The 25,994-nt window shown below is 42.3% G+C and carries 22 protein-coding genes and 1 pseudogene; 21 read left to right on the forward strand and 2 right to left on the reverse strand.

What is annotated here, in order from left to right; translation table 11 throughout:
* Positions 1–46 precede the first annotated feature (46 nt).
* The 20 genes and pseudogenes from FNW02_RS19980 to FNW02_RS20070 all read left to right on the forward strand — a co-directional run bounded on the left by FNW02_RS19980 (position 47) and on the right by FNW02_RS20070 (position 23,957).
* Positions 47–739 (forward strand): pentapeptide repeat-containing protein, encoded by a 693-nt coding sequence (locus FNW02_RS19980; RefSeq protein ID WP_191759251.1) that lies wholly within the window; start codon positions 47–49, stop codon positions 737–739.
* A gap of 546 nt (positions 740–1,285) precedes the next feature.
* The gene (locus FNW02_RS19985) at positions 1,286–3,154 is read left to right on the forward strand and encodes a fatty acyl-AMP ligase (protein WP_191759252.1); all 1,869 of its coding nucleotides are present in this window, start codon (positions 1,286–1,288) and stop codon (positions 3,152–3,154) included.
* A gap of 256 nt (positions 3,155–3,410) precedes the next feature.
* Positions 3,411–4,385: an acyl-CoA desaturase gene (locus FNW02_RS19990; RefSeq protein ID WP_191759253.1), complete on the forward strand. Its 975-nt coding sequence runs from the start codon at positions 3,411–3,413 to the stop codon at positions 4,383–4,385.
* Between the two features lie 45 nt (positions 4,386–4,430).
* Entirely contained in the window at positions 4,431–5,393 is a 963-nt protein-coding gene (locus FNW02_RS19995) for an acyl-CoA desaturase (RefSeq protein ID WP_191759254.1), read from the forward strand.
* 111 nt (positions 5,394–5,504) lie between these two features.
* On the forward strand, positions 5,505–6,488 hold the full coding sequence (locus FNW02_RS20000) for an acyl-CoA desaturase (RefSeq protein WP_191759299.1): 984 nt from the start codon (positions 5,505–5,507) through the stop codon (positions 6,486–6,488).
* A gap of 178 nt (positions 6,489–6,666) precedes the next feature.
* Positions 6,667–6,969, forward strand: coding sequence for an acyl carrier protein (locus FNW02_RS20005; RefSeq protein ID WP_191759255.1), 303 nt, complete (start codon positions 6,667–6,669; stop codon positions 6,967–6,969).
* Between the two features lie 73 nt (positions 6,970–7,042).
* Positions 7,043–7,348, forward strand: coding sequence for an acyl carrier protein (locus tag FNW02_RS20010; protein ID WP_191759256.1), 306 nt, complete (start codon positions 7,043–7,045; stop codon positions 7,346–7,348).
* A 361-nt stretch (positions 7,349–7,709) separates the two neighbouring features.
* Complete coding sequence (locus FNW02_RS20015) at positions 7,710–8,582, forward strand: class I SAM-dependent methyltransferase (protein ID WP_191759257.1); 873 nt, start codon at positions 7,710–7,712, stop codon at positions 8,580–8,582.
* A gap of 159 nt (positions 8,583–8,741) precedes the next feature.
* On the forward strand, positions 8,742–11,303 hold the full coding sequence (locus FNW02_RS20020) for a type I polyketide synthase (protein WP_191759258.1): 2,562 nt from the start codon (positions 8,742–8,744) through the stop codon (positions 11,301–11,303).
* Positions 11,304–11,422: 119 nt separating this feature from the next.
* A complete protein-coding gene (locus FNW02_RS20025) occupies positions 11,423–13,054 on the forward strand; it encodes a GMC oxidoreductase (protein ID WP_191759259.1) in 1,632 nt (543 codons plus the stop codon).
* Between the two features lie 173 nt (positions 13,055–13,227).
* On the forward strand, positions 13,228–14,097 hold the full coding sequence (locus FNW02_RS20030) for a hypothetical protein (protein ID WP_191759260.1): 870 nt from the start codon (positions 13,228–13,230) through the stop codon (positions 14,095–14,097).
* 466 nt (positions 14,098–14,563) lie between these two features.
* Positions 14,564–16,249 (forward strand): annotated as a pseudogene (locus tag FNW02_RS40170) (fatty acyl-AMP ligase); the annotation flags it as partial.
* Between the two features lie 66 nt (positions 16,250–16,315).
* Positions 16,316–17,812, forward strand: coding sequence for a thioester reductase domain-containing protein (locus FNW02_RS40175; protein WP_431356819.1), 1,497 nt, complete (start codon positions 16,316–16,318; stop codon positions 17,810–17,812).
* A gap of 231 nt (positions 17,813–18,043) precedes the next feature.
* Positions 18,044–18,442 carry an MAPEG family protein gene (locus tag FNW02_RS20040; RefSeq protein WP_191759262.1) on the forward strand — a complete coding sequence of 133 codons (399 nt, stop codon included), beginning with the start codon at positions 18,044–18,046 and terminating at the stop codon, positions 18,440–18,442.
* Between the two features lie 510 nt (positions 18,443–18,952).
* Entirely contained in the window at positions 18,953–19,699 is a 747-nt protein-coding gene (locus FNW02_RS20045; protein ID WP_191759263.1) for a pentapeptide repeat-containing protein, read from the forward strand.
* Positions 19,699–20,283 (forward strand): glutathione peroxidase, encoded by a 585-nt coding sequence (locus tag FNW02_RS20050; RefSeq protein WP_431356818.1) that lies wholly within the window; start codon positions 19,699–19,701, stop codon positions 20,281–20,283. The genes FNW02_RS20045 and FNW02_RS20050 overlap by 1 nt, the downstream gene beginning before the upstream one ends.
* A 247-nt stretch (positions 20,284–20,530) precedes the next feature.
* Complete coding sequence (locus FNW02_RS20055) at positions 20,531–21,355, forward strand: SDR family oxidoreductase (RefSeq protein ID WP_191759264.1); 825 nt, start codon at positions 20,531–20,533, stop codon at positions 21,353–21,355.
* Positions 21,356–21,377: 22 nt separating this feature from the next.
* Positions 21,378–22,301 (forward strand): alpha/beta fold hydrolase, encoded by a 924-nt coding sequence (locus tag FNW02_RS20060; protein WP_191759265.1) that lies wholly within the window; start codon positions 21,378–21,380, stop codon positions 22,299–22,301.
* A 75-nt stretch (positions 22,302–22,376) separates the two neighbouring features.
* Positions 22,377–23,111 carry a glutathione peroxidase gene (locus tag FNW02_RS20065; RefSeq protein ID WP_191759266.1) on the forward strand — a complete coding sequence of 245 codons (735 nt, stop codon included), beginning with the start codon at positions 22,377–22,379 and terminating at the stop codon, positions 23,109–23,111.
* Positions 23,112–23,390: 279 nt separating this feature from the next.
* A complete protein-coding gene (locus FNW02_RS20070) occupies positions 23,391–23,957 on the forward strand; it encodes a Uma2 family endonuclease (protein ID WP_191759267.1) in 567 nt (188 codons plus the stop codon).
* 52 nt (positions 23,958–24,009) lie between these two features.
* Here FNW02_RS20070 and FNW02_RS20075 read toward each other — a convergent pair whose 3' ends face one another.
* The gene (locus FNW02_RS20075; protein WP_191759268.1) at positions 24,010–24,459 is read right to left on the reverse strand and encodes a hypothetical protein; all 450 of its coding nucleotides are present in this window, start codon (positions 24,457–24,459) and stop codon (positions 24,010–24,012) included.
* A 398-nt stretch (positions 24,460–24,857) separates the two neighbouring features.
* On the reverse strand, positions 24,858–25,091 hold the full coding sequence (locus FNW02_RS20080; protein ID WP_191759269.1) for a Nif11-like leader peptide family natural product precursor: 234 nt from the start codon (positions 25,089–25,091) through the stop codon (positions 24,858–24,860).
* Positions 25,092–25,381: 290 nt separating this feature from the next.
* Here FNW02_RS20080 and FNW02_RS20085 point away from each other — a divergent pair, with 290 nt between their 5' ends.
* Positions 25,382–25,969 carry a TetR/AcrR family transcriptional regulator gene (locus FNW02_RS20085; protein ID WP_191759270.1) on the forward strand — a complete coding sequence of 196 codons (588 nt, stop codon included), beginning with the start codon at positions 25,382–25,384 and terminating at the stop codon, positions 25,967–25,969.
* Positions 25,970–25,994: the final 25 nt, after the last annotated feature.

Genomic DNA, 25,994 nt, shown 5'->3' on the forward strand with positions numbered 1-25,994 from the left:
TTAGAGTTAGAGCCTCAATAACCCCGGCACTCTAGAAATTATAGAAATGAAAAATTTTATATCTATTGCTTTAAATAGCTTGTTCAAAGAACAGAAACAATCAGTGTTGTTATTTGACTCAATTACTGCTGCGGATGAAATTGCCTTAATGCTTAATGGTCAATGGGATGGCTGTAATGGTGTAATCATGGCTAAATTTGATGAGGTAGCTATTAATACTGCTGCCCAACTATTGGAAGCAGCATGGTGTTACCAAGGTGATTCAAAAGCCGTTTTAGATAGATTAACAAATGATGAACTTTTGCGCCGCTATGCAATGGGAGAAAGGAATTTTGTTAACGCTAATTTGAGATGTGCAGTGCTTGCATCAATGAATCTGAGTAAGATTAACCTAAGTTATGCCAAGTTGAGTTGGGCTAATTTAAGTCAAGTCAACCTAACTCAAGCTGATTTAACAGCAGCAGACCTAAATCAAGCTAATTTAAGTAGAGCAGATCTGAGTAAAGCATCTCTAGTGAGAGCAAACCTAACTAAGGCAGACTTACAACTAGCAAACCTGAAGGGGGCTAACCTCAGCATGGCTAACTTAAGTAAAGTTAACCTGATTAATGCAGACTTGAGAGGAGCTAATCTAGCACTAGCAGACTTAAGAGGGGTAAATTTTCACTTTTGTGACTTGAGTGGAGCTAATCTGACAGGTGCTAAGTTTTTTGAAAGTGAATTGGCTTTTGCGAAGTAACTTTAAGCTCATCCCATCCCTAACGGTTCGGCTTCGCTCACCGTTAGCCCTGAGCATAGTCGAAGGGCTAAAAGAGGATGGGATAATACGAAAGACTGTTGACAGTTGACTGTTAATCTTCAACTGTCAACGGCGTCGGGGCATTTTTCATCACCGACCGAGAATGAATGGGTTTTCCCGACGCTTTTTTATAACTTATGGCAAGGAACTATTAACAGGTATAACTTTTCAGGGTACGGGAGAGAATTCACTTAAAGTTACGTTATAAGTTTACCAAAATTATACTTCTATACACAATTAATATATATATTCAGCATTATTTCTGTTGACAAAATGTGTTTTATATTATCTAGATGGCAAAATATCGCACCTTATTAATAAATCAAGGTTCTATCTAGCCATAAAATGACCAAATTACGTAGTTGCACTATGGTTAGTTTGTAAATTGTGTAACTCCTCTGTTTGTAAAGTTTTGTTATTCGCTGCATAACTTTTGCTTTTGCGATTGAAGTGTAAATAACACCCACAGTTTTTCTATTTGAGTTAATGCTAGAGAATCTTATACCAAGTATCTCCCGGCAACATCTGCATAGATTTCCCACCTTAACTGCTCTTTTACGTCACAGAGCACTATACCAGCCAGATCAAATTGCTTTTATTTTTCTGCAAGACGAAGAGACAGAATCGGCTCGCCTAACTTATCGAGAGTTAGACCAACAGGCGCAGGCGATCGCTGTTCAATTACAATCAATTAAAGCAAGTGGTGAACGCGCATTACTGCTCTATCCACCAGGATTAGACTACATAGCTGCGTTTTTCGGATGTTTGTATGCCAATGTAGTGGCTGTTCCGGCTTATCCACCCCGGCGCAATCAGAAAATGTCTAGGCTGATGGCGATCGTCAGAGATGCTCAGGCTACAGTAGCGCTAACTACTACATCTGTGTTAACCAACTTAAAAGATAGATTTTCTGAAACTCCAGAATTGTCTTCACTGCGTTGGTTAGCAACCGATAATCCCAGCCAAGAGACGTTAGACTGGCAAGAACCAAAAGTTAGCAGTGATACGCTGGCATTTCTGCAATACACTTCAGGTTCAACAGGAATACCCAAGGGTGTAATGGTTACTCATGGCAACCTGCTGCATAATTCAGAACTAATCTATAACTCTTTTGAGCATACATCCAAGAGTTGGGGATTAATTTGGTTGCCACCTTACCACGACATGGGGTTGATTGGTGGAGTCCTACAGCCACTCTACGGTGGTTTCCCGGTAACATTTATGTCACCCGCAGCCTTTCTTCAAAAACCGATTCGTTGGCTAAAGGCGATTACCCGCTATAAAGCGACTACCAGCGGCGGCCCCAATTTTGCTTATGAATTATGTGTTCAGAAAATTACGCCAGAACAACGAGAAGGTCTTGATTTAAGCAGTTGGCAAGTAGCTTTTAATGGCGCTGAGCCGATTCGTCCTGATACACTAGATCGGTTTGCTGCGACTTTTGAGCCTTGTGGCTTTCGCCGAGAAGCATTTTATCCCTGCTATGGGATGGCTGAGACAACACTCATCGTCACCGGGGGTTTGAAAAAAGCTGCTCCTATTGTCTGCTCCGTTAAAAAGGAAGATATTGAGCAAAACCGGGTGGTAGTGGCGACTCCTGGAAAAGATGAGGTAAGACAAATTGTTGGCTGCGGACAAGAACTATCTAACCAAGTTTTGATTGTTGACTCTGAATCCTTAACTCGCTGTGCATCTGGTCAAGTGGGAGAGATTTGGGTATCAGGTTTGAGTGTTGCTCAAGGTTACTGGAATCGACCAGTAGAAACACAAAAAGCTTTCAATGCTTTTCTCGCTGACACTGGAGAGGGCCCATTTCTGCGTACAGGAGACTTAGGATTTTTACAAGATGGCGAGTTATTTGTTACCGGACGAATCAAAGATGTGATTATTATCCGGGGTCGCAACCATTATCCCCAAGATATTGAACTGACAGTAGAACAAAGCAACCCAGCACTAAAACCAAGTTCTGGTGCGGTGTTCACTGTGGAAGTAGAAGGTAAAGAGCGGTTAGTTATTGTTCAGGAAGTAGAGCGGAATTACCTCCGAAAACTGGATGTGAATAAAGTGGTTGGAGATATTCGTCAAGCGGTGGCGACAGAACATGAACAGCAAGTTTATGCTGCGGTATTAGTGAAGACTGGAAGTATCCCCAAAACTTCGAGTGGTAAGATTCAGCGCCATGCTTGTCGAGCTGCGTTCTTAACTGGAAGTTTGGATGTAGTGGAGGATTGGAGCGAAAATCCTCAGAGCAAAACAAAGTTTGTGCATTTGAATGCTGAAGTTGATTCTCTCTTGCAGCAATTGCAGACTTCTAGGATTCAAGATGACATGAAGTCTATCAAAGTAGAGCGATAAAGTACTTAGGATTTATCCACTCTGCGTGCCTTTGCCTTGAAAAGTTTCCTAGGTCGGGCTAACCCTCCTTCTCCTGACGGAGACGCTACGCGAACAGAACTTTTCGCTGCGCTTACCTTTGCGCTCCTCTGCGTTTCAAGATGATTGCGCTCAATCATCAAAGCTTCCAGACGTGAAAGAGAATGATCAAATGCTGTACTGAGTATCTTCAGTCCATCAAGAGATTTATAAGTCAAAAATAATCAGGAAAGACAAAATGTCAATGCAGCTTGATCGTGCCATACCAGCCGAACTGCTGGTAAATCCTAGTGCTAAAAAAAGTATCACCATTAAGAGTGATTACCTAAGAACACCGCAACGGCTTCATGCTTTAGCCCTTTTGTGGATTCCTTTACTGGGTTCAGTAGCCGCATTAGCGATCGCTTTTTACTCAGGGATAGGTGCAGTGGAGATAGGATTGTTAGTGAGCATGTATATCTTGACCTTGGTAGGAATTACTGTAGGTTTTCATCGCCACTTTGCACACACTGCCTTCCAGACTAGCACTGCTGTCCGGGTTATCTTAGCTATCTTGGGATCTATGGCTTGTGAGGGCCCACTAACTTATTGGGTAAGCAATCATAGACGTCACCACCAATATAGCGATCGCCCTGGAGATCCTCATTCACCATTTTTCCAAGAAAGTGAATCTCTAGGCGGGTTGCGAGGGCTGTGGCATTCACATATTGGTTGGATGTTTAAGCACGAAATCACCAATACTTTCTTATTTACTAAAGACTTACTTCGTGACCCTGTTATTTCTAAGGTCAACCAGCTTTACTACGTTTGGGCCTTGCTGGGTCTGGCTATACCCACCATCTTGGGAGGAATTCTTACAGGGACGATTATGGGTGCAATATCGGGATTTCTCTGGGGTGGTTGCGTTCGGCTATTCCTAATATTTCACTTCACCAGTAGTATTAACTCCATCACTCATCTATGCGGTAGCCGTCCTTTTGATACCAAAGAACATAGTAGAAACAACATCTGGCTAGCTATACCCACTGGTGGCGAAGCTTGGCACAATAACCACCATGCTTTTTCTAACTCAGCAATTTTTGGATTGAAGTGGTGGCAAATAGACTTTGGTTTCTACGTGATTTGGGTGTTAGAAAAAGTCGGCTTAGTTTGGGATGTCAAGAAGCCTACAGCTCAGATGATTGAGTCTAAACTCAAGGCTAAAAACAACTAGTAACTATATCGTTCTCATCTTTCTGAATGGAGTTAACAACATATCATGACCACTCAAACAGTAAAAGTCTGGCGCAAGAAAAGCAAAACTATAGAGAATCAAAGCCTCCAAAATCTCCAAAGACGTTTTGCTCTAGGTACTGTCTTAGTCCCCACCATCGGATTTGTTGCTGCTATTGCCCTACTTTGGTTTACAGGTATTAGTTCAGTAGAAATCGGTCTGTTTTTGGGCATGTACATCATAACTGTTGGTGCGACTGAAGTGGGTTTTCATCGACACTTTGCTCATAGATCCTTTGAGGCGAAACCAGCAGTACGAGCGATACTTGCAATCCTAGGGTCGATGGCGGGTCAAGGGCCTGTAATCTACTGGGCAGCTACTCATCGTCACCATCACCAGCACAGCGATCTGCCTGAAGATCCCCATTCACCTTATATTCACGAAGGTAAGCAATTAGGTTGGTGGCACGGTTTATGGCATTCTCACATTGGCTGGTTCTTCAGCAGCAAGATGACCAATGCCGTGTTCTTTGCCAAAGACTTAATTCAAGATCCTTTAATTGTCAAGATTAGTCAGTTGTATTTAGTGTGGATCATCATCGGTCTTGCTATCCCCGCTGTTTTAGGAGGAGTTATCACCTGGACATGGATGGGAGCTTTGAAAGGGTTATTGTGGGGTGGCTTCGTGCGGATGTTTGTGGGACAGCACGCAACTTGGAGTATTGGCTCAGTCGCTCACATTTGGGGCAACCGTGCCTTTGATACCCGCGAACATAGTAGAAACAACTTCTTACTGACCATCCCTACCTTGGGTGGAGGATGGCACAACAACCATCATGCCTTTCCTAACTCTGCGATCGCTGGCTTGGAATGGTGGCAAATTGATCCAACTGGCTGGGCAATTCAGGCGCTAGAAAAGCTGGGCTTAGCCTGGGATGTCAAAAGACCTACACAACGCTTGATTAATGCCAGAAAAAAGAACCCGTCTGAATCTTCAGTAGATTTGTAACCTCACAGCTTGCAGCAATTTAAAGGGCGTCTCGCCCGCCCTTTCCACAAATACAACAACTAAAAACCAAAAAGGTGAAAAATGGAAGTTTTGAATTCGCAAATACCTGAGATGTCTATAACTGCAAGTGCTGACAATTCTTATGCTGAAACAAAAACACAAACTCCAGCCAAAGTCAAGAGACAGAAAAAAACTGTAACAAGTAGCTACCTGAAAACTTTACAGCAGATTCATGCTCTGACAGTTGGCTTGGTATCTTGTCTAGGATTTGTGATTGCAGTGGCGCTATTGCTGGCTGGAAATACCCTCAGCCCCATCGAGATTGGAACTTATCTGGCGCTGACAGTTGTAATAGGCATCGGTACTACAGCAGGATTTCATCGGCACTTTACCCATAAAAGCTTTCAAGCAGCAATGCCCGTGCGGGTTGTCCTTGCCGTCTTGGGATCGATGGCTGCACAGGGGCCGTTAATTTTTTGGGTAGCACTGCATCGGTTGCATCATGAACATAGCGATCGCCCTGGCGACCCTCATTCACCTCATTTTCATGGAAAAGGTTTTTTTGGGATGCTACGAGGACTATGGCACGCACATTTCGCCTGGACAATCGATTATGACGCTCCCAACGCAACTTACTACGCCAACGATTTATTGCGAGATAAAGTCCTCTCAAAAGTCAGCCAGATGTACTTCCTCTGGGTATTCCTGGGTTTTTTGATTCCTACAGTTGCGGGGGGTTTCCTTAGAGGTTCTTGGACAGGTGCTTTCTACGGTTTTCTTTGGGGTGGACTGGTAAGACTTTTCTTCTGGCACAACATGGTTTGGTGTATTACCTCAGTTGCACACGTCTTTGGTAGCCGTCCCCTCGAAAGCCATGACATGAGTACAAACAACTTTCTGTTAGCTATCCCCACATTAGGCGAATCCTGGCACAACAATCACCACGCTTTCCCCAACTCAGCAATGGCAGGATTGAAGTGGTGGCAAATAGATCCAACTGGCTGGGTAATTCGCGCACTGGAAAAAGTGGGCTTAGTCTGGGATCTCAAGACGCCGACAGCACGGATGATGGAAGCCAAAACCAGAAGCGCCTAACAGAACCGTTAAGCGATCGCGTACAAGTTAAATGTGCGATCGCTTAACAAATCTTTCTAAATGCATATTCCAAAATGCATAAAAGTTACAAGATTAACTGATTAATAACTAAAGCAAGCAATTCAAGCCCTGAATGCAGATTTAGTACAACGAGAACACCCCAAAGGAGATTTTCACAATGGCTATTCAACAAGTATCTACAATTTCACTACCTGAAAACGCTACAACAGACACAGGTAAACAACCACTAACTAATGCAGAGATTCAAGCCTGGTTGATTTCTTATCTCTCTGAACTACTAGAAATCGACCAATCTGAGATTGATGTTAACGTTCCTTTTGAGCGCTACGGTTTAGACTCCTCAGCTGCCATTGGTTTGACTGGTGACTTAGAGAATTTGTTGGGATATGAATTAGAACCAACCATCTTGTACGATTACCCAACTATTGAAGTTTTATCTGAGCAGTTAGTGGCAGCTTGAACTAACTCATAAATCGACTTTTCCCACAATCAGATTCATTAATAATTATTTTGTCATCAATTGAGGTAACACTATGACCACTCTAACCACTCCCTCTACAACTTCACTACCTGACAACGCTACAACAAATGCAGGTAAACAACCCTTAACCAACGCAGAGATTCAAGCATGGTTAATTTCTTATCTATCTGAACTACTAGAAATTGAACAATCTGAAATTGATGTTAACGTTCCTTTTGAGCGCTATGGTTTAGACTCCTCAGCTGCCATTGGCTTGACTGGTGACTTAGAGAATTTACTAGGATACGAATTAGAACCAACCATCTTGTACGATTACCCAACTATTGAAGTTTTATCTGAGCAGTTAGTGGCAGCTTAAACTAACTCATACAGCAATTTTCAAATGAATAGACTACATTTTTACCTCACGCAGAGACGCGGAGACGCAGAGAAAGAAGAATGCTCTCGTGCTGTGGTTTAAACAAATGAAAACTGCTGTAAATCATCTTCTTTGCGCCTCTGCGTGTTAGGGACTAACAAATAAAAAAGTTTCCAAAATACTGACGCGAAAACTCTCTATTCCTCATCTCTCTGTGTCCTTTGTGTCTCTGCGGTTCGTTCATTTGGATAATTTATTTCTTGGAAATCCCTTAGCAAATAGGGGCATAGCCCTATAAACTATTCCGCTTTCCCACAATCAGATTAATTAGCAATATTTTGTCATCAATCGAGGTAACACTGTGACCACTTTAACAACTCAGAATCCTGGTGCATCAGCAGAGGCAATTCAGCATCACTACGACGTAAGTAATGAGTTTTACAGACTTTGGCTTGATTCTACCAACACTTATTCAGCAGCACTTTGGGAAGATAATGACACCCTAGAGTTAGCGCAGATTAGAAAGCTTGACTATCATATCAATCAAGCTAAAGCCAGCAATGCTAAACGAGTTTTAGATGTAGGCTGCGGCTGGGGTTCTACACTCAAACGCTTGGTAGAAGTACATGGTGTTCAGCAAGCTGTAGGTTTAACTTTAAGTAACAGCCAAGCAGAGTGGATTTCGTCATTCAACCAGCCACAAATTGATGCCAGGGTTGAAAGCTGGTCAGACCATGTTCCCACAGCGCCTTACGATGCAATTATTTCCATTGGTGCATTTGAACACTTTGCTCAGTTGAATCTTTCTCAAGATGAGAAAATAGCAGGGTATCGGGCGTTTTTCCAGCGGTGTCATGAGTGGCTGCAACCAGGGGGATGTATATCGCTCCAGAGCATTTCCTATGAGAATTCCCGCCGTGAAGACTTCAGCCAGTTCTATGCTAATGAAATTTTCCCAGAATCAGACTTACCTCGTTTAGCAGACATTGCCACAGCAAGTGAGAGACTTTTTGAGGTTGTGGCGCTGAGAAATGACCGCGAACACTACGCACGTACGCTGAGAGCTTGGCAAAAGGGGCTGAAAGCCAACCGCGCAGCAGCAGTCAATCTGGTTGGTGAAGAAGTAGTCAACCGCTATGAAAAATACCTGAAATTTTCGATCATCGGGTTTCATGTAGGAACTATGGGACTACTACGAGTTACACTGCGACGCATAGATAACCCTCGTGATTGATTAGTCAATTTGTCAAATTTGATTGAATAGGTTCGTAGTGAGCGCTTCAGCGCTCAAGCCAAGGACTAAAGTCCTTACTACGAACTTGTTTATCTATCAATTTCAACTTGACGTACTACTAGTAGAAACACGAACTATTAAATAAGTAGAGATATTGAAATGGAACCCATAGCTATTATTGGGATTGGCTGTCGGTTTCCCGGTGCTGAAAACCCAGAGTCTTTCTGGGATCTTCTGCGGTCTGGTGGAGACGCCATCACAGAAGTGCCGTCAGACAGATGGGATATCGATGCTTTCTATGACCCTAATCCAGGTATACCAGGCAAAATGAGCACCCGTTGGGGAGGCTTTTTAAATCAAGTAGATCAATTTGATCCAGGCTTCTTCGGGATTTTGCCACGCAGAGCTAAGCTAATAGACCCCCAGCATAGATTGGTATTAGAAGTTGCCTGGGAAGCTCTAGAAGATGCTGGAGTAGTACCAGCAAAGCTGGCTGGTAGTAAGACAGGAGTTTTTATTGCTATTAGCCATAATGATTACGACAGAATTATATGCAAGGATATCTCCCGCGTCAACGCTCACCATGGCCCCAGCACTTATCATTGCATTGCTGCCAACCGCCTGTCTCATCTGTTAGATCTACGAGGCCCAAGTATGGCTGTAGATACTGCTTGTTCTTCGTCACTGGTTGCAGTACATTTGGCCTGCCAGAGCTTACGGACAGGAGAGTCTCAGATGGCGCTAGTTGGTGGGGTGAGTTTGATTCTATCCCCAGAAGAGACGATCGCTTCTTCTCATGCGCGTGTCATGGCTCCAGATGGTCGCTGCAAGACCTTTGACGCCAGTACTAACGGCTATGTTAGGGGTGAGGGTTGCGGCGTAGTTGTCCTCAAGCGCCTTGCTGATGCTGTTAAAGACAAAGATAATATCCTGGCTGTAATTAAAGGCTCAGCAGTTAGCCAAAATGGCCTTGGTAATGGACTGACAGCATTCAATGGCCCGGCTCAGCAAGCAGTAATTTCCCAAGCTCTGGAAAATGCCGAAGTCGCACCTGCCGAAATTAGCTATGTTGAGGTTCACGGTACTGGGACTCCTTTGGGAGATCCTATCGAGGCTAATGCTTTAAAAACAGTGCTGATGCGAGATCGTTCACCAAATCAATCTTGTTGGATTGGCTCAGTCAAGACGAATATCGGCTATCTGGAATCGGCTTCTGCAATGGCTAGCTTGATTAAGGTGGTTCTCTCACTCAAACACCAAGAAATTCCAGCGCATCTACACCTGAAAAATCTAAATCCCCGCATTTCTTTAGCAGGGACTCCAATTTCTATCCCCACCGAGTGTCAACCCTGGTCTGTTGATACAGCACCCCGCCGAGCTGGAATTAGCGCTTTTGGCTTTGGTGGCACTAATAGCCATTTAATTTTGGAAGAAGCGCCCGTTTTGCCTACGGCAGTTAGTGATAGCAAACGTCCTGTACACTTATTAACTCTGTCTGCAAAAAGTGAAAAAGCACTGCGGGAACTCGCAACCCGTTATGAAACCTATTTGCAGTCTCACACTGAAGCGACTTTGGAAGATGTCTGCTTTACTACTAACGTCGGGCGATCGCATTTTCCTTATCGTCTTGCTGTTGTCACGCAGTCTACCACGCAACTGTGTGAGCAACTAAGTGCTTTTGTTGCAGGGAGGGAGACTGTCGGATTAGCAAGCAGTCAGGGACAAACCCCCAAAAGTCGGAAAATCGCGTTTTTATTCAATGGTCAGGATTCCCAGTATGTCAACATGGGACGGCAATTATACGAAACTCAGCTCGTCTTCCGCCAAACTTTAGATCGTTGCGATCAAATTCTGCGCCCTTATTTAGAAAAGTCTCTCCTAGAAGTTCTTTATCCTGTATCTGGTGAAACTTTACATTTAGCTAAAAATACTTATAATCAACCAGCTTTATTTGCCTTAGAATATGCACTAGCTGAATTATGGCAGTCTTGGGGCATAAAACCTTCATCTGTCATGGGTTACGGTGTCGGGGAATACGTTGCTGCTTGTGTTGCTGGGGTTTTCAGCTTGGAAGATGGACTGAAGTTAATTACAGCAAGGGCTGGTTTGATGCACATACCTTTAGCGCAGGTAGCAGCAACAATTGAATCTGCCGTTAATGGTTGCAACAATGTGTTAGCGAAGCTCACCGTACCCCTGCGGGGAAACAAGCTACGCGCAGCGTCTCGTAGAGAAGGTATCGCTACTTTACCAACCACAGTCAAGGAAACGCGATATACGTTTGAGCAAATTGCCCAAGCAGTAACTTACTCAACCCCCAATATAAATTTAGTTTCCAGTCTTACTGGCAAGCTAGTTACAGATGAGATTACTACCCCTGACTATTGGTTAAATCATTTGCAGCAATCAGAAAGATTTGCATCTGGATTAGAAACTTCCTTTCAGCAAAGTTATGAAATATACCTAAATGTTGAAGAAAATGAACAGTATGGCTCGTCAGATGACTTGGAGTTGCAACTTCCCGGTCTGTGTCAAGGACAGTCAGATTGGCAACAATTACTTGAGACTTTACGGGAATTATACTTACTCGGTGCATCGGTAGATTGGTCAAACTTTGACCGAGACTATCAATGTCGCCGTCTCCAACTACCGACTTATCCATTCCAGCGCCAGCGTTATTGGATTGAAGCAACTGACAGTCATACTGAGTTGTCTCGTTAAGTCTGCAAACTTTTGATACTAAAATATTTGCGAATAGATAAAATTGCCATTAAGTTCTAATTAATAACAATTTTATCTGGTATAAACAAGAGAATAATTACCAGGTGTGTGGGAAATTCATGCTTGATAAAAAGCCCTACGGGCGGCGCAATTTTTTGCAAAGTGCTGCTCTGTTTTCTGCTGGGTTAATGACTTCATTAGGCACAGCTAATCTAGCTAGAGCCAGTGATGAGTCTGTGGATGCTTTAGTGATTGGGAGTGGTTTTGGTGGTGCTGTTGCAGCTTTGCGTTTAGGGCAAGCTGGTATCAAGACACTACTGATAGAACGTGGTCGTCGTTGGCCGATTACACCTGAACAAAACACCTTTGCGACATTTCGTCAACCTGATGGTCGGGCTGCGTGGCTGAGTCCGGTAACTTTTTTTGGCGATCGCGTACCTATCTACACAGGCGTTCTAGAGACTAAAATCGAAAACGGCGTTGCTGTACTGTGTGGGGCTGGCGTTGGCGGTGGCTCGTTAGTCTACAACGGCTACACTTACCAACCTCCCCGCGAACTCTTCTATCGTGTCTTTCCTAAAGATATTGACTACGACCAGATGGATACAGTTTATTATCCTCGTGTTCGTTCTGTTCTCAAGCCAGCAATAATTCCTCAAGATATTTTGGCTAGTAGCTACTACTTGTCAACCCGGCTGTTTCTTAAACAAGGAGCAGATGCCGGATTGCCCAGTCGTTTGTTAGACGTAGCCGTAGATTGGGATGTGATTCGGCAAGAAATCCAAGGAACTAAAGTTCCTGGCGCTATTGTTGGCGAACACTGGTACGGTATCAATAGTGGAGCGAAAAATAGTCTAGATCGTAACTATTTAGCTCAGGCTGAGCAAACTGGGAATGTAGAAATTCTGCCTTTACATCTAGCAACAACAATCTCGGAAGTTCCTGGACATGGTTATCGAGTCTCCTGCAACCAAATTAACGAGTATGGAGAAATTGTTGCTAGTAAAACTATCACTTGTCGATATCTATTTTTAGCAGCCGGTTCTATGGGAACCTCTGCGCTTCTAGTCAAAGCCAAGGCTACAGGAACCCTACCCCGTTTAAATAACTACATTGGTCTAGAGTGGGGAACCAATGGAGATGCTTTAGCTGGTCGTTCAGGTCTGCCAAAACCGACCAATCCAGGACAAGGGGGGCCGGGAACTTCAGTTATTGAGTACTTCGATAACCCCTTCGGCCCCATCGCTATCCAATTAGCCCCTCTATGGAATGCTCCCGATGGATTCTTGCAAACAGTTAGCTTTGCAATTCCTTCTGTTAAAGGCAAATTCAACTACGATTACACAACAGGTTCAGTCAAACTTAACTGGCCAGATAGTGGTAATGGTACAGGAGATCCGAAAGTTCTACAATTAACGAAGTTTGCATTCAAATTGCTAGATCGAAAAAACGCAATTTCGAGTTTCCAGCCACAAACAGATGTAGCGTTGGGTAGTCACAGTTATCAAAAAAATCCAGTTAAAAGTGGAGCTATTTTCACTCTGACTGCTCATCCTCTAGGTGGAGCAGTTTTAGGAAAAGCTTGCGATTTCTACGGTCGGGTTTCTGGTTATCAACGACTGTATGTAGTTGATAGCGCACTTATCCCCGGCTCAACAGGTTGCACAAATCCCTCTTTTACTATTGCGGCTTTAGCAGAGCGCTGCTTAGAACGGATTTTGGCAGAAGATATCGTAATTCGTAATTCGTAATTCGTAATTCGTAATTCGTAATTCGTAATTCGTAATTCGTAATTCGTAGACTGCAAGGCAAGCGTTTCATTGATTGGCAATGGGTGGTTCGTTTACGCTGTGCTGTACTAGTTTGAAATGTTCTGCTTTCTGGATTGCCTTTAACCAAAGTTATTTAGCAAGAAGCTGCAAAAATGTTAAGAAAACGCTGCAATCAGTTTTTCCAAAGACAATATATGCTTGTGGCGACTGCCGCCATCTCTTTGACTATAGCAATTACAGCTAGACCAGCTAAGTCTGCTGTTGTCGCTCTCAGTGATGACAATTCGATAGTTGCGTTTGACCCTGATAAATCAGATAATCCAGCAAATAATGGTCTAATTTTCTGGACTGTTGATGATGTAAATCAATTGTTCCAGAACCAATTCTGGTATCGTATTGGTTCCCAAGGTAGAGAAAATTCGCTCAATACGCTCAATTTGATTCGCCTTGAGCAATCTCAACCAGCTGATAAGCAACTCTCTGTGGCATACGCCGGCACTGGCTTTGAAGTGACACTTGACTTAACTTTGGATGGTGGTGCGCTGGGTAGTGGTAGCTCTAATTTATTTGAAAATATCAGAATTAAAAATACTGGTTCTGAGCAGTTAGACTTCCATCTCTTTAACTACACTGATTTTGACCTGAATGAAAACGGTCAGCAGGACACAATCAAAATAGGTAGTAATAAAGCTCAACAGTTTGATACATTTACCTGGGCAACCGAAGTTATTGATCCCGTAGCAAGTTATTATCAAGTGTCTCCTTTTTCTAAAATCCTAGAGGCCTTGGAAGACGATGCTCCTACTACCTTAAATAATTTTTCTGGGCCATTGACTGGTGAAAATAGTTATGCTTTCCAATGGGATTTTAAGCTTGACCAAGAAAAATCCTTTTCAATTAAAAATTACAAATCTATCAAACCGGTTCCTGAGCCGACAATTATCCCAGGCTTGATAGTCTTTGGTAGTTTAATGTGGCTGTGGCGATCGCGTCAAGCTCTACGCCGATCTACTAATAGCTGATAGTAGCTTGATCTGCTGATCTCATATTTTGTGCCGTGTTTGTAAACGTGTATTAAAAAGTCGCAGTCAGGTTTAGACCATTAGTGTCAACTTCAGCTCAAACACTCAATTTCTCGTCGTTTTAGATCCCCCAACCCCCTTCAAAAGGGGGCATTCGATTCTAATTCCCCCCTTGTCAAGGGGGGTTAGGGGGGATCTCAAATCTAGGTGGTACATCGAAAAACATTAGTGTCAACTTCAGCTTAAACACTCAATTTCTCCTCGTTTTAGATCCCCCAACCCCCTTCAAAAGGGGGCATTCGATTCTAATTCCCCCCTTGTCAAGGGGGGTTAGGGGGGATCTCAAATCTAGGTGGTACATCGAAAAACTTTGAAATGCCTATCAGAGGAGGCTTTCACGTTAAGTTGACACCAATGGGCTTAGACTGACTGCTACTTTTGGGTTTCCCACTTTCCGCGAGGTTATATGAAATTTTCTACTTTAACAGATCTGCTGCATTATCGGTCTTTAAATCAACATAATAAAAAAAATTATACTTATCTCCAGGATGGTGAAACAGAAGCAGGTAGTTTGACTTATCAAGAATTGGAGTTAAAAGCACGAGCGATCGCAGCTTCTCTCCAGTCTCTAAATGCTACTGGCGAACGAGTATTGTTACTGTATCCACCTGGTCTAGAATCCATTGCTGGTTTCTTTGGGTGTCTGTATGCAGGAGCGATCGCAATTCCCGCTTATCCACCCCGGCCCAATCAGTCGCTTTCTAGACTTCAGGCGATCGTTACAGATAGCCAAGCAAAAGTAGCCCTCACCACCACACCCTTATTAGCATACTTAGAAGGTCGCTTTGCCGAAAATCCAGAATTGGCAAAGATACACTTACTAGCGACTGATAATATTGCCAGTGACTTAGGAGCAGACTGGCAAAAACCCACAGTGAGCAGCGATCATCTGGCTTTTCTCCAGTACACTTCTGGCTCTACGGGGACACCGAAGGGAGTGATGATTAGTCATGGTAATTTGCTGCACAATTTGGAGATCAGCCATCAAGCAGGTGAGTTTACCTCTGATAGCCACACGGTTACTTGGCTGCCATTCGGTCACAACACAGGGTTGCTAACTGGAGTTATACAGCCTCTTTACAGCGATTTCCCTGTAACGATCATGTCACCGTTGGACTTTTTACAGAAGCCTTGGCGCTGGTTAATGGCAATTACCCGTTACAAAGCAACTCAAAGTCTTGCTCCCAACTTCGCTTATGACCTTGCCTGTTTCCAGACTACTGCTGAACAACGGGCAATGCTTGATTTAAGTAGCTGGGAATTAGCTGTCAGCGGTGCTGAACCTGTGCGTGCAGAAACCTTAGATCGATTTGTCGCTACTTTTGAACCCTATGGCTTTCGTCGAGAGGCGTTTAATCCGGCTTATGGGATGGCTGAAAACGTGGTAGGGATTTCTTTAGGTTTAAAAAAACAGCTACCGATTGTCCATAACATTGAGAAGGCTGCACTAGAGCAAAACCGGGTGGTGGTAGCAGTTGGTGAAAGCGAAAGCACTCAGAAAATTGTTAGCTGCGGTCGCACCTGGTTAGATCAGAAAATACTCATTGTTGACCCTGAATCTTTAACCCCATGTTCAGCCAATCAAGTAGGAGAGATTTGGGTATCAAGTCCGAGTGTGGCTCAAGGCTATTGGCAGCAACCAGAAGCAACAGAGAAAACCTTTCAGGCTTATCTAGCAGATACGGGTGTCGGCCCATTTCTACGTAGTGGCGATTTAGGATTTTTACTGGATGGTGAATTGTTTGTCACAGGTCGTCTTAAAGACTTAATTATTATCCGGGGTCGCAACCATTACCCCCAAGATATTGAATTGACTGTAGAAAAAAGTCACCCAGCCTTGCAACCGAGTTGTGGTGCTGCTTTTTCGGTGGAAGTCGAGAGTGAGGAACAACTAGTCATCACCCAAGAAATCAAGGAGACTGATTTAGAAAAGTTAAATGTAGATCAGGTGGTTAAAGCCATCCGTCAAGCAGTATTGCAGCAGCACGAGTTACAAGTTTATGCTGTGTTACTACTAAATGCTGGCAGTATCCCGAAAACTTCGAGTAACAAAATTCAGCGCCATGCATGTCGGGTGGGATTTCTGGATAACAGCCTTGATGTAGTAGGTCAGTGGTATTTGACGGAAAGTAAGTTGTATCCCTCGCCAGAAGCGGAAATTTCTCACCAACAGGAGTTTGAACAACAGTCGCAAACAACAGAAACTATTCAAGCCTGGTTAGTTCACAAGATTTCCCAGCAGCTCAAAATTAATCCACAAGATATAGATGTTCAAGAACCCTTAACCAGCTATGCGCTAGATTCTGTGCAAGCTGTGAATATTTCAGGTGAGTTGGAAAATTGGCTAGGACGGCGATTTTCTCCGAGTTTGTTATGGGATTATTCCACGATTGAAAAACTTACACAGCATTTAGTTAGTGGGTCTGAGGCGTCTGACTTAGATTCAAGCATGGATTGGAACGCCGAGGTTATACTTGACCCAACAATTTGTCTTGGTAATAGACAGGTTGAACTAGTAACAGAACCCGCTGCTATATTCTTAACTGGCGCAACTGGGTTTTTGGGAGCGTTTTTAATTCAGGAACTTCTAGAGCAGACTCAGGCGGATATTTATTGTCTAGTGCGTTCTGCCAATGAGGAATCAGGCAAGAGGAGGATTCAAAAGAATCTAGAATCTTATGAACTTTGGCATGAAAATTACAGTTCCAGAATTATCCCAGTTTTGGGTGATATATCTCAATCTCAATTGGGTCTTGGAGATGAACAGTTCCAAAAGCTAGCTAGCCAAATTGATACTATTTATCACGGTGCAGCTTTACTAAACTATGTGTTTCCCTACGAACGATTTAAGCCAATTAATGTTTTGGGAACTCAAGAAGTACTAAGATTAGCTAGTCAAGTTAAGGTTAAGCCGGTTCATTACATTTCTAGTGTCGCAGTTTTTGAGTCATCTGCTTATGACCAAAAGGTGGTATTAGAATCTGATCAACTCGCTCATAGTGAGGGGATGTATTTAGGTTACTCCCAGAGTAAATGGGTAGCAGAAAAATTAGTGATGATGGCACGTGACCGAGGGCTTCCAGTTTGCATTTACAGACCTCCTTTTATTTCTGGACATAGTCAAACAGGGGTTTGGAATACGGATGATATTATCTGCCGGATGATTAAAACCTGTATTGAGATGGGTAGTATAGCAGACTTAGACCAAAAGTTAGATTTATCTCCTGTGGATTATGTTAGCCAAGCAATTGTCTATTTATCGAGACAAAAAGAGTCTTTGGGCAAGGCTTTTCACTTGAGCAATCCGCAACCAATTAACTGGAAAAAGTTAGGAGATTTGCTGCGGTCTTTTGGTTATAAAATTGAGCAGCTTTCCTATGAAGATTGGCAAACGCAGTTAGAAAATAATGTGCGATCGCCTGAAAATCCTTTATATCCTCTACTGCCTTTCTTTGTTAAAAGATGGACTGAAAAACAGCTGACCATTACTGAAATATATCAGCAATCTAGAAGAATGCAGATTAGCTGCCAAGAAACACTTGCTGCACTTGCAAATACTGACATTGTATGTCCTCCAATGGAGAGTAATTTGCTGAGTACCTATCTTTCCTACTTTAAACGTAGTGGTTTTTTAACAGTTATCAGTAAACAGTAATCAGTAATCAGTTTTTTTCTGACCACTGTTTACTGTTTACTGTTCACTGTTTTAAGTACACTATCGTTGTAATATTGGGGATTGTGTTGCAAAAACTTATTGTTTGATGAATTTGGGATTTTATACCAATCCCAACAACCGCCATAGGTTTATAACCTATGGCTAATAGCTCAAGTCGTCTTTAGACGACTAGTAAAGCATCTGACGTTTTTTCAATTAGGAGTTTACGGCATGTCACCTGGGACTAGTTTGATAACTGTATTAGCTTTAATTGTTTACTTTGGTATTACAGTAAATGTGTCTAGAACTAGAGTAAAATTTAAGATTCTGGCTCCTCAGATATCAGGCAACCCTTACTTCGAGCGATCGCTGCGTATCCAGCAAAATACTGTAGAGCAACTAATCCTATTTTTGCCTAGCCTCTGGTTATTCTCTTCATTCGTATCCCCAGTCTGGGCAAACGTAATTGGCATAGTTTGGATCATAAGTCGTATTGTATACGCTTTTGGTTACTATCAAGCTCCTGAAAAACGGACTGTTGGTTTTGCAATTAGTGCCTTGATGATTTTAATACTGCTTATAGGTTCTTTAGTGGGGATAATTCTAACCCTAGTGAAAACTGGATTCTAGCGTACTTCTTCTGATCAAAAGATTCCGCCCACTTTCTTGCGGGGCATGTATCAAGTACATCAGTACTGAGTACTTTTTTCGCTCAGCACTTCTTTACTCAGTACTGAGTTGGGTCAACAATCCAGAAAAAACCTTGACCCTTGGCAATACTTCTTAGATGAGCACTCTTCACCTTGGGGAAAGGGAAAATTCAAACATAGACTTCTTTTCCCTTTCCCTTTTAACCGAGAGGTATTGTTAACCTTGTTGATCTTGCGAGTTGCTTAAATCCTGATTAATTTGTCATTTGCCGCCATAAGCTTGTACAATATTTTTTTGGGCGTTCTCCTCCATACAACTTCTCCATAGATTAGTTGCTATGCAGCAGCTCAATAACTGTTGTACTTGGAGATGAGAACATTGGATTAGCTACCGCCAAAAAGCTGGTTCATCAAAGAGATTTGAGAAAACATGCAGCCGATATAGGGTTGTATCACTCATAATTAAGTTGATTGTCCACCAAAACGTTGTATGAGCGAGCTGGAGCGGTACTATAGAGTCTTGGAATTGGAGCCTGGGGCAACACTTGAAGAAGTGAACCAGGCTTATAAAGATTTGGTTTTTGTTTGGCATCCCGATCGCATTCCCAAAGAAAATCTGCGCTTACACCAGAAAGCACTAGACAAGCTCAAAGCAATTAATGAAGCGCGTGATAAATTGCGATCGCAAAAAGTCAAACATCACATTGCGCCTAGCTCACCGCCACCGCAAAAGCAGAAAAAAGCAGAGCAAAGAACTGAGTACAGAACCGAGTACAGAACTGAGCAAAGAACTGAGCAAAGAACCGAGCAAAGAACTGAGCAAAGAACCGAGCAAAGAACTGAGCAAAGAACTGAGCCACCAGCAAAGCGAAACCCAGACTTGAGTGGCAAAGATTACAGTCGAGCCAATTTGAGCAACAAAGACTTATCTGGCAGAAACCTGAGTTATGCCAACTTGAGTGGTGCTAATCTCAGTGATACTTTTATGCACAAAGTCAATCTTAGAGGAGCGGATTTGTCTGAAGCAAATTTGTTTCGAGCAAATTTGCTTTTAGCCGATCTCAGGGAAGCAAATTTGCGTGCTGCTAATTTGATTGGAGCAGATCTAAGTGGGGCCGACTTGCGAGGAGCCGACTTTACAGGAGCGCGGATTCGCTCAGGCGATCGCTTACTGGTTAAACTGATTGGCGCTAACTTGACTGGGGCTATCATGCCTGATGGCTCGATTCATCAGTAGTGGAAAAAGCTAACAAACTTGATTTCCCCAAGCAAACCGAGTTTGTAGTACCTGCAATATGGGAAACTTGGCAATATTCCCTAGAAATCAGATTCAAGATGAGTAGCACAATTTCTGACATTGCAGTCAAAACCATCAACGGCGAGGATAAGCAGCTAAACGAGTACACCGGAAAAGTACTCTTAATTGTGAATGTGGCTTCCTACTGCGGTTATACTTCCCAATATCATGGACTAGAAAAGCTGAACCAAGAGTATAGGCAAGCAGGGTTACGTATTTTGGGGTTTCCCTGCAACGATTTTGGAGCGCAAGAACCAGGAAACAATCAAGAGATTGTAAAATTCTGCACGAGTAACTATGGCGTGACTTTTGAACTGTTTGATAAAGTTCACGCTAAAGGTTCGCAACTACATCCACTTTATGCTCGACTCACCAACGCAGTTGAACCAACGGAGCCTGTTGCTTGGAATTTTGAAAAGTTTTTAGTCAATAAGCAAGGTGAAGTGGTAGCTCGATTTAAAAGTAGTGTTCAGCCATATTCCCCAGAAGTAATTGCCATAATTGAGCAAGAATTAGCAAAATAGATAATAGTCAATAGTCAATATTTAAAAACTCTTATAATATTGACTATTAGTTTTGGATTATTAAGTTTAACTCTACTCAGCTACATAATTAAAACAGTTATCAAAGTTTGAGTTAGAATCTAAATCCCCATCTCAAAGTTCCTGCTTTTAGAAGTGGGTACTCTAACTCTCAACTGAAAGATTGTTAACTGATTGGGTGAAAATATTGATTCCAGAAAGCGTTTAATTTATTTGTGTCTAAATTGTCATGAACATTGCAATCATTGGTTGTGGTTATGTTGGTTATGTGGTTGCTCAATATTGGCAGCAAAATATGGATTTTGTGGTTAGCGCCACGACAACTTCCCCTGAGCGTGTCCCAGCACTACAACCAATTGCCCAACGAGTTATAGTTACCCAAGGTAATGACCGAGATGGTCTAAAATCATTATTGCAAAATCAAGATGTTGTACTTTTGAGTATTGGCGCAAAAGGTGCAGATTCGTATGAAGAAACTTATCTACAAACTGCCAAAACTTTAGTTTCAGTTTTACAGCAAGCTCCCTGCGTTAGACAGTTAATATATACAGGTAGTTATGCAGTTTACGGTGATAGAAATGGTGTGTGGGTAGATGAAGAAACACCACTTGCACCTGCTAATATTAATGCCCAAATTTTGCGTAAAACTGAAGAAGTTTTGTTATCAGCATCTAATGAAAATCTCCGCGTTTGTATATTGCGCTTAGGAGGAATTTATGGCCCTGGTAGAGAATTGGTAAAAATATTTAGTAGATATCCTGGTGCAACCCGTCCTGGTAACGGCGAGGATGTCACAAATTGGATTCATTTAGATGATATTGTTGGTGCAATAGAATTTGCTCGTCGCAACCGCTTACAAGGAGTTTATAATTTAGTGGATGATGCACATCTCACTAGCAGAGAATTACTAGATACTCTGTTTGATAAACACAATTTACCTAAAGTTATATGGGATGCTTCTGTTAAAAGCGATCGTCCGTATAATGTCTGGGTATCTAATCAAAAGATCAAAGATGCCGGATACCAATTTATCCATCCAAAAATAATTTTTTAGCAGATATCAAGAGCTTGGAATTATGCAACCATCTGCTGTAACTAACACATTCATGACAGCATCTCCCACCCAGTTTTACACCTGGCAGAATTATCGCTGTGCTTACGAAGTCCATCAACCAACTAATTCAACGCCTGAAGGTATTCCTTTGCTGTTAATTCATCCGATTGGCGTTGGATTATCACGGCAATTTTGGCGGCGATTTTGCCACGAATGGTATAACACAGGTCATCAAAATCCAATTTACAATCCTGATTTATTGGGATGCGGTGAAAGTGAGATGCCTCATTTGGCTTACACTCCTAGTGATTGGGCAAGACAACTGCAATACTTTTTACAAACAGTAGTACAGAAACCTGTAATTGTGGTAGTGCAAGGTGCTTTATTGCCAGTTGCAATCGAATTAATCCAAAAAGAACCAAATTTAATCGCTGGACTTATACTTGCTGGGCCGCCAGCTTGGGCTGTGATTACCAAAAAATCACCAGAATGGCAGCAAAAACTGCTTTGGAATATTTTAGATTCGCCTTTTGGGAATGCTTTTTATCGCTATGCACGCACGCCAAAGTTTTTAACATCTTTTTCGACTCGCCAACTCTTCGCTTCAGACGATGCTGTCGATGCAGAGTGGTTAAATGCTTTAGTCGCAGGTGCAGAAAATCCTAAGAATCGCCATGCAGTATTTTCTTTTTTAGCAGGATTTTGGCGGCAGAATTATAGTAGCGCGATCGCCTCAATTAGGCAACCAACACTGGTAGTTGTAGGAGAAACAGCATCGAGTATCAGCCAAGAAGGTAAAAAAGAAACACCAGATGAACGTTTAGCTGATTACCTCGCCTGTTTACCTCAAGGTCGTGGGATTAAAATGAATGGGCGCAATGTCCTACCATACGAATCTACCGCTGAATTTGTCGCAGCGATCGCCCCATTTATCAATGAATGCTAACTGATTGACAGTTAGATTAGACCAATCTCCCCATCATGCGTTATTAGTGGATTGGTTACTTCAAAAAGCAAAACTATGTTTTCCAATCGTCAAGGACAAAAAATCCCCAAAGTCACCTTCCGTACTCGTCAAGATAACCAGTGGGTAAATGTGACAACCGATGAACTGTTTGCTGGTAAGACAGTCGCGGTTTTCTCCTTACCAGGCGCTTTTACTCCAACTTGTTCATCAACTCATCTCCCTGGTTACAACGAGTTGGCTAAGGTTTTCAAAGAAAACGGTGTAGACGACATTGTCTGTATTTCTGTCAATGATGCCTTTGTAATGAACGAATGGGCAAAGGATCAAGAGTCAGAAAATGTTAAACTAATACCCGATGGCAATGGTGAATTTACCGAAGGCATGGGAATGCTGGTAGATAAATCAGACTTGGGATTTGGTAAGCGGTCATGGCGCTATTCCATGCTGGTTAAAGATGGCATAGTTGACAAGATGTTCATTGAGCCAGACGAGCCAGGAGATCCCTTTAAAGTTTCCGATGCCGAAACAATGCTCAGATATATAAACCCCGAAGCAGTGAAGCCCGAAGTCGTTTCCCTGTTTGCAAAAGTGGGTTGTCCCTTCTGCGCCCGCGCCAAGGGAATGCTCAAGGAACATGGCATAAACTACGAAGAAATCACCTTGGGTAAGGATATTACCACACGCTCTTTACGAGCAGTTACAGGTGCAACAACAGTTCCTCAAGTATTTATCGATGGCAAATTAATTGGGGGTTCTGAGGCGTTAGAAGCCTACTTTGCAGCTAGGTAGATTTTAAATCAGTCAACAGTAAACAGTAAACAGTTATTAAGGGGTATGGTGGGGGATTTAAAATCGGCTGATAGCGCCTGCCACTAGTCGGCTTTGGGTTATTAGTTTTTAGTTGGAAGTGAGCACCCCCTTAGTGGTTCCCCTTAAACCCAATTATCTTGACTGTTTACTGTTAAATTTAACTTCGGGTGGGCACTGCCCACCCAACTGTGGTTTAGTTCACAATAAGCTGTAACGCATTAAAATTGCACTTGTTCATATTACTCAATAGGAGGCTGTATGAGCCAGACGACATACGAGGGAGTACGCTGGATAACCGCAGACCTAGAACTGTTGCCAGATAACGGCAATCGTTACGAGATTATTGATGGGGAATTATTTGTGACCAGAGCGCCACATTGGAATCATCAAAAAGTTTGTACCAAAATTTTGTCCGTACTGAATATTTGGTCAGAGACAACAGGTTTGGGAGAAACTGTACCCAATCCGGGAATTCTTTTTACAGATACCGATAACGTCATTCCTGATGTGGTTTGGGCAAGTAATCAACGCTTGGCTACCTTGCTAGATGATGCAGGACACTTGACTGGTGCTCCAGAACTGGTAATTGAAGTACTTTCTCCAGGTATCGAAAATGAGCGGCGGGACAGAGAGGCAAAACTCAAGCTTTATTCATCCAGAGGAGTTCAAGAATATTGGATTTTTGATTGGCGTTTACAACAGATTGAAGTCTATCAGCGGCAAAAAGCAGCACTGGTACTGATAGCGACATTATTTGCTAGTGATGAACTTAACTCACCTTTGTTACCTGGTTTTGTTTGTTTAGTGGGAAGATTGTTTGTCTAAGTATGAAAGCAATGTTTCCAGTAAATTAATTGAGAAGTCTCTCGAACACTAGTTACTTGAATAGACTGTATACAGCAGCAATTTGATCGCCTGATACTTCTTGCGGCTTTTTTTCGTGTCCATCACGTATGTACAATTTATTTTTATACCATACAGGGTCAGTGCCGGCACTTGATTCTAGCATCTTAATATCTTCTCCTAAATTATTTTCTCCATATCTAGCAATGGCAACATCAATTTCGTCTAACTTATCGACATCACCTTTGCCGTAGTAGTTATTAAACTTTGATTTGCTAGCAGCAAAAGGAGATCCTAATGCAATAGATGATATTATGTCTGCAAGGAATTGTTCATCATCGCTGTCACGAAGATCAGAAACACGCATAATTGCCTGATTACACCAAATTGTATCCTCTGCTCGAACTCCGTAGCCAAGATCAATTGACTTAGCATCTATACTGATAGCAGGCATCTCAGTCAAAGGTAACACTTCTGTTGACACATCACCCCGAATTTCCGAAGCAAGAGATCTTACCAGATTTGAAAATCTACTTGTAACACCTGCTTGTCTTACCTCTTGGGGTGATATTAGCCAATCTTAACCTTATAGAAGCATTCAGCACCTAAACGAGGCAAAAATTACTTATGTATATAATGTATAAATTTTATTAGTAGCTATCGTAAAAACCTAAAGATTACCCGATCATTCTCGAATTACGATCACACAAGCAAAGTTTGAGCGATCGCCTTTTATTAATTCTCTACCTCATAAAATAAAGTACCCACCGTCAAGCTTTTAACTATAACGGTGGGTCTTTTCCAATACTTCTTGGTTAAAGCAAGAAGCGCATTCAAGCGATATCCTTAGTTTTTTTAACTTTTACTCCCCCAGTTCAAGAATTACCTGGGATGAATGTGTCGTCTAGGTGCTAAACCTGGATTAACAATAGCTGCTAAATCCTCTTCAGACAATTTATCAATCTCATTTTGCAGTTCTTCGACAGTAAATTCATAGCCACGCTCTTTAGCAATTTTGACGAAAGCTTCTGGGTTATCTGTGGCTTTGAGTCTTTCCTTTAATGCTTGGTCTTGTTTTACGGCTTTAAAAAGTTGGGCAGCATTTTGCTGTGTCATGACAGTCCATCTCCTGTTTTAAACAATAGATTTGAATGTCGTAATTTGACTCCTGTCGTCTCACCAAATCTAGTAGAGGAGTCCTTAACTAAGGTTATACCCTGAAATGTTAGATCAAGGAGGAAAATGCATTGATATTGACAAAAAAATATAAGTTTAAGCTAGTACAAATAATTTTGGCGAAATTCAGCCCTAACTTTGCAGAGTATTAATACCTTGATCCCCAATACTTGACTCTCAAGCAAATGTCATGCTAACCTCAATCAGACCAATCGGTCTGAAATGTTTTAATGTCTAAAGGCGAAGAAACAAAAACCAAAATTCTCCAACAAGCAGCGGAACTGTTTAACCAACAAGGTTATGCAGGCTCGTCTATGTCAGATATTATGCGTGTCACCGGATTGCAGAAAGGAGGAATTTACAATCACTTCCAAAGCAAAGATGAACTAGCATTACAGGCTTTTGATTTTGCGATCGCTTGTGTTAGTAGACACTATAGATCTGTATTGCGAAGCAAGCGCCATGCAGTTGAGCGTCTTCAAGCAATTATTAGCGTATTTAGTGGTTTTGTAGATAACCCACCAGTTCCGGGAGGCTGTCCACTGCTAAACACTGCTGTTGAGAGTGATGATGCTTACCCGGCATTGCGCGATCGCACTCAACAAGTGATGAACTCTTGGCTGAATCTAATTCGTCGAATTATTGAAACAGGCATTGAAAAGGGTGAAATTCGCCCTGAAGTAAATGCTGATGAAATCGCAACCATCATAACTGCAACTTTAGAAGGAGCGATTATGATGAGCAAACTATACGGAAATTCGATTCACATGCAAAGAGCAGTGAATCATCTAAATCAATACATAGAAAGCCATCTTTAACAGTTATCAGTAAACAGTAATCAGT

It is taken from the genome of Komarekiella delphini-convector SJRDD-AB1 (assembly GCF_014831675.1).
In the GTDB taxonomy this organism is placed as follows: Bacteria; Cyanobacteriota; Cyanobacteriia; order Cyanobacteriales; family Nostocaceae; genus Komarekiella.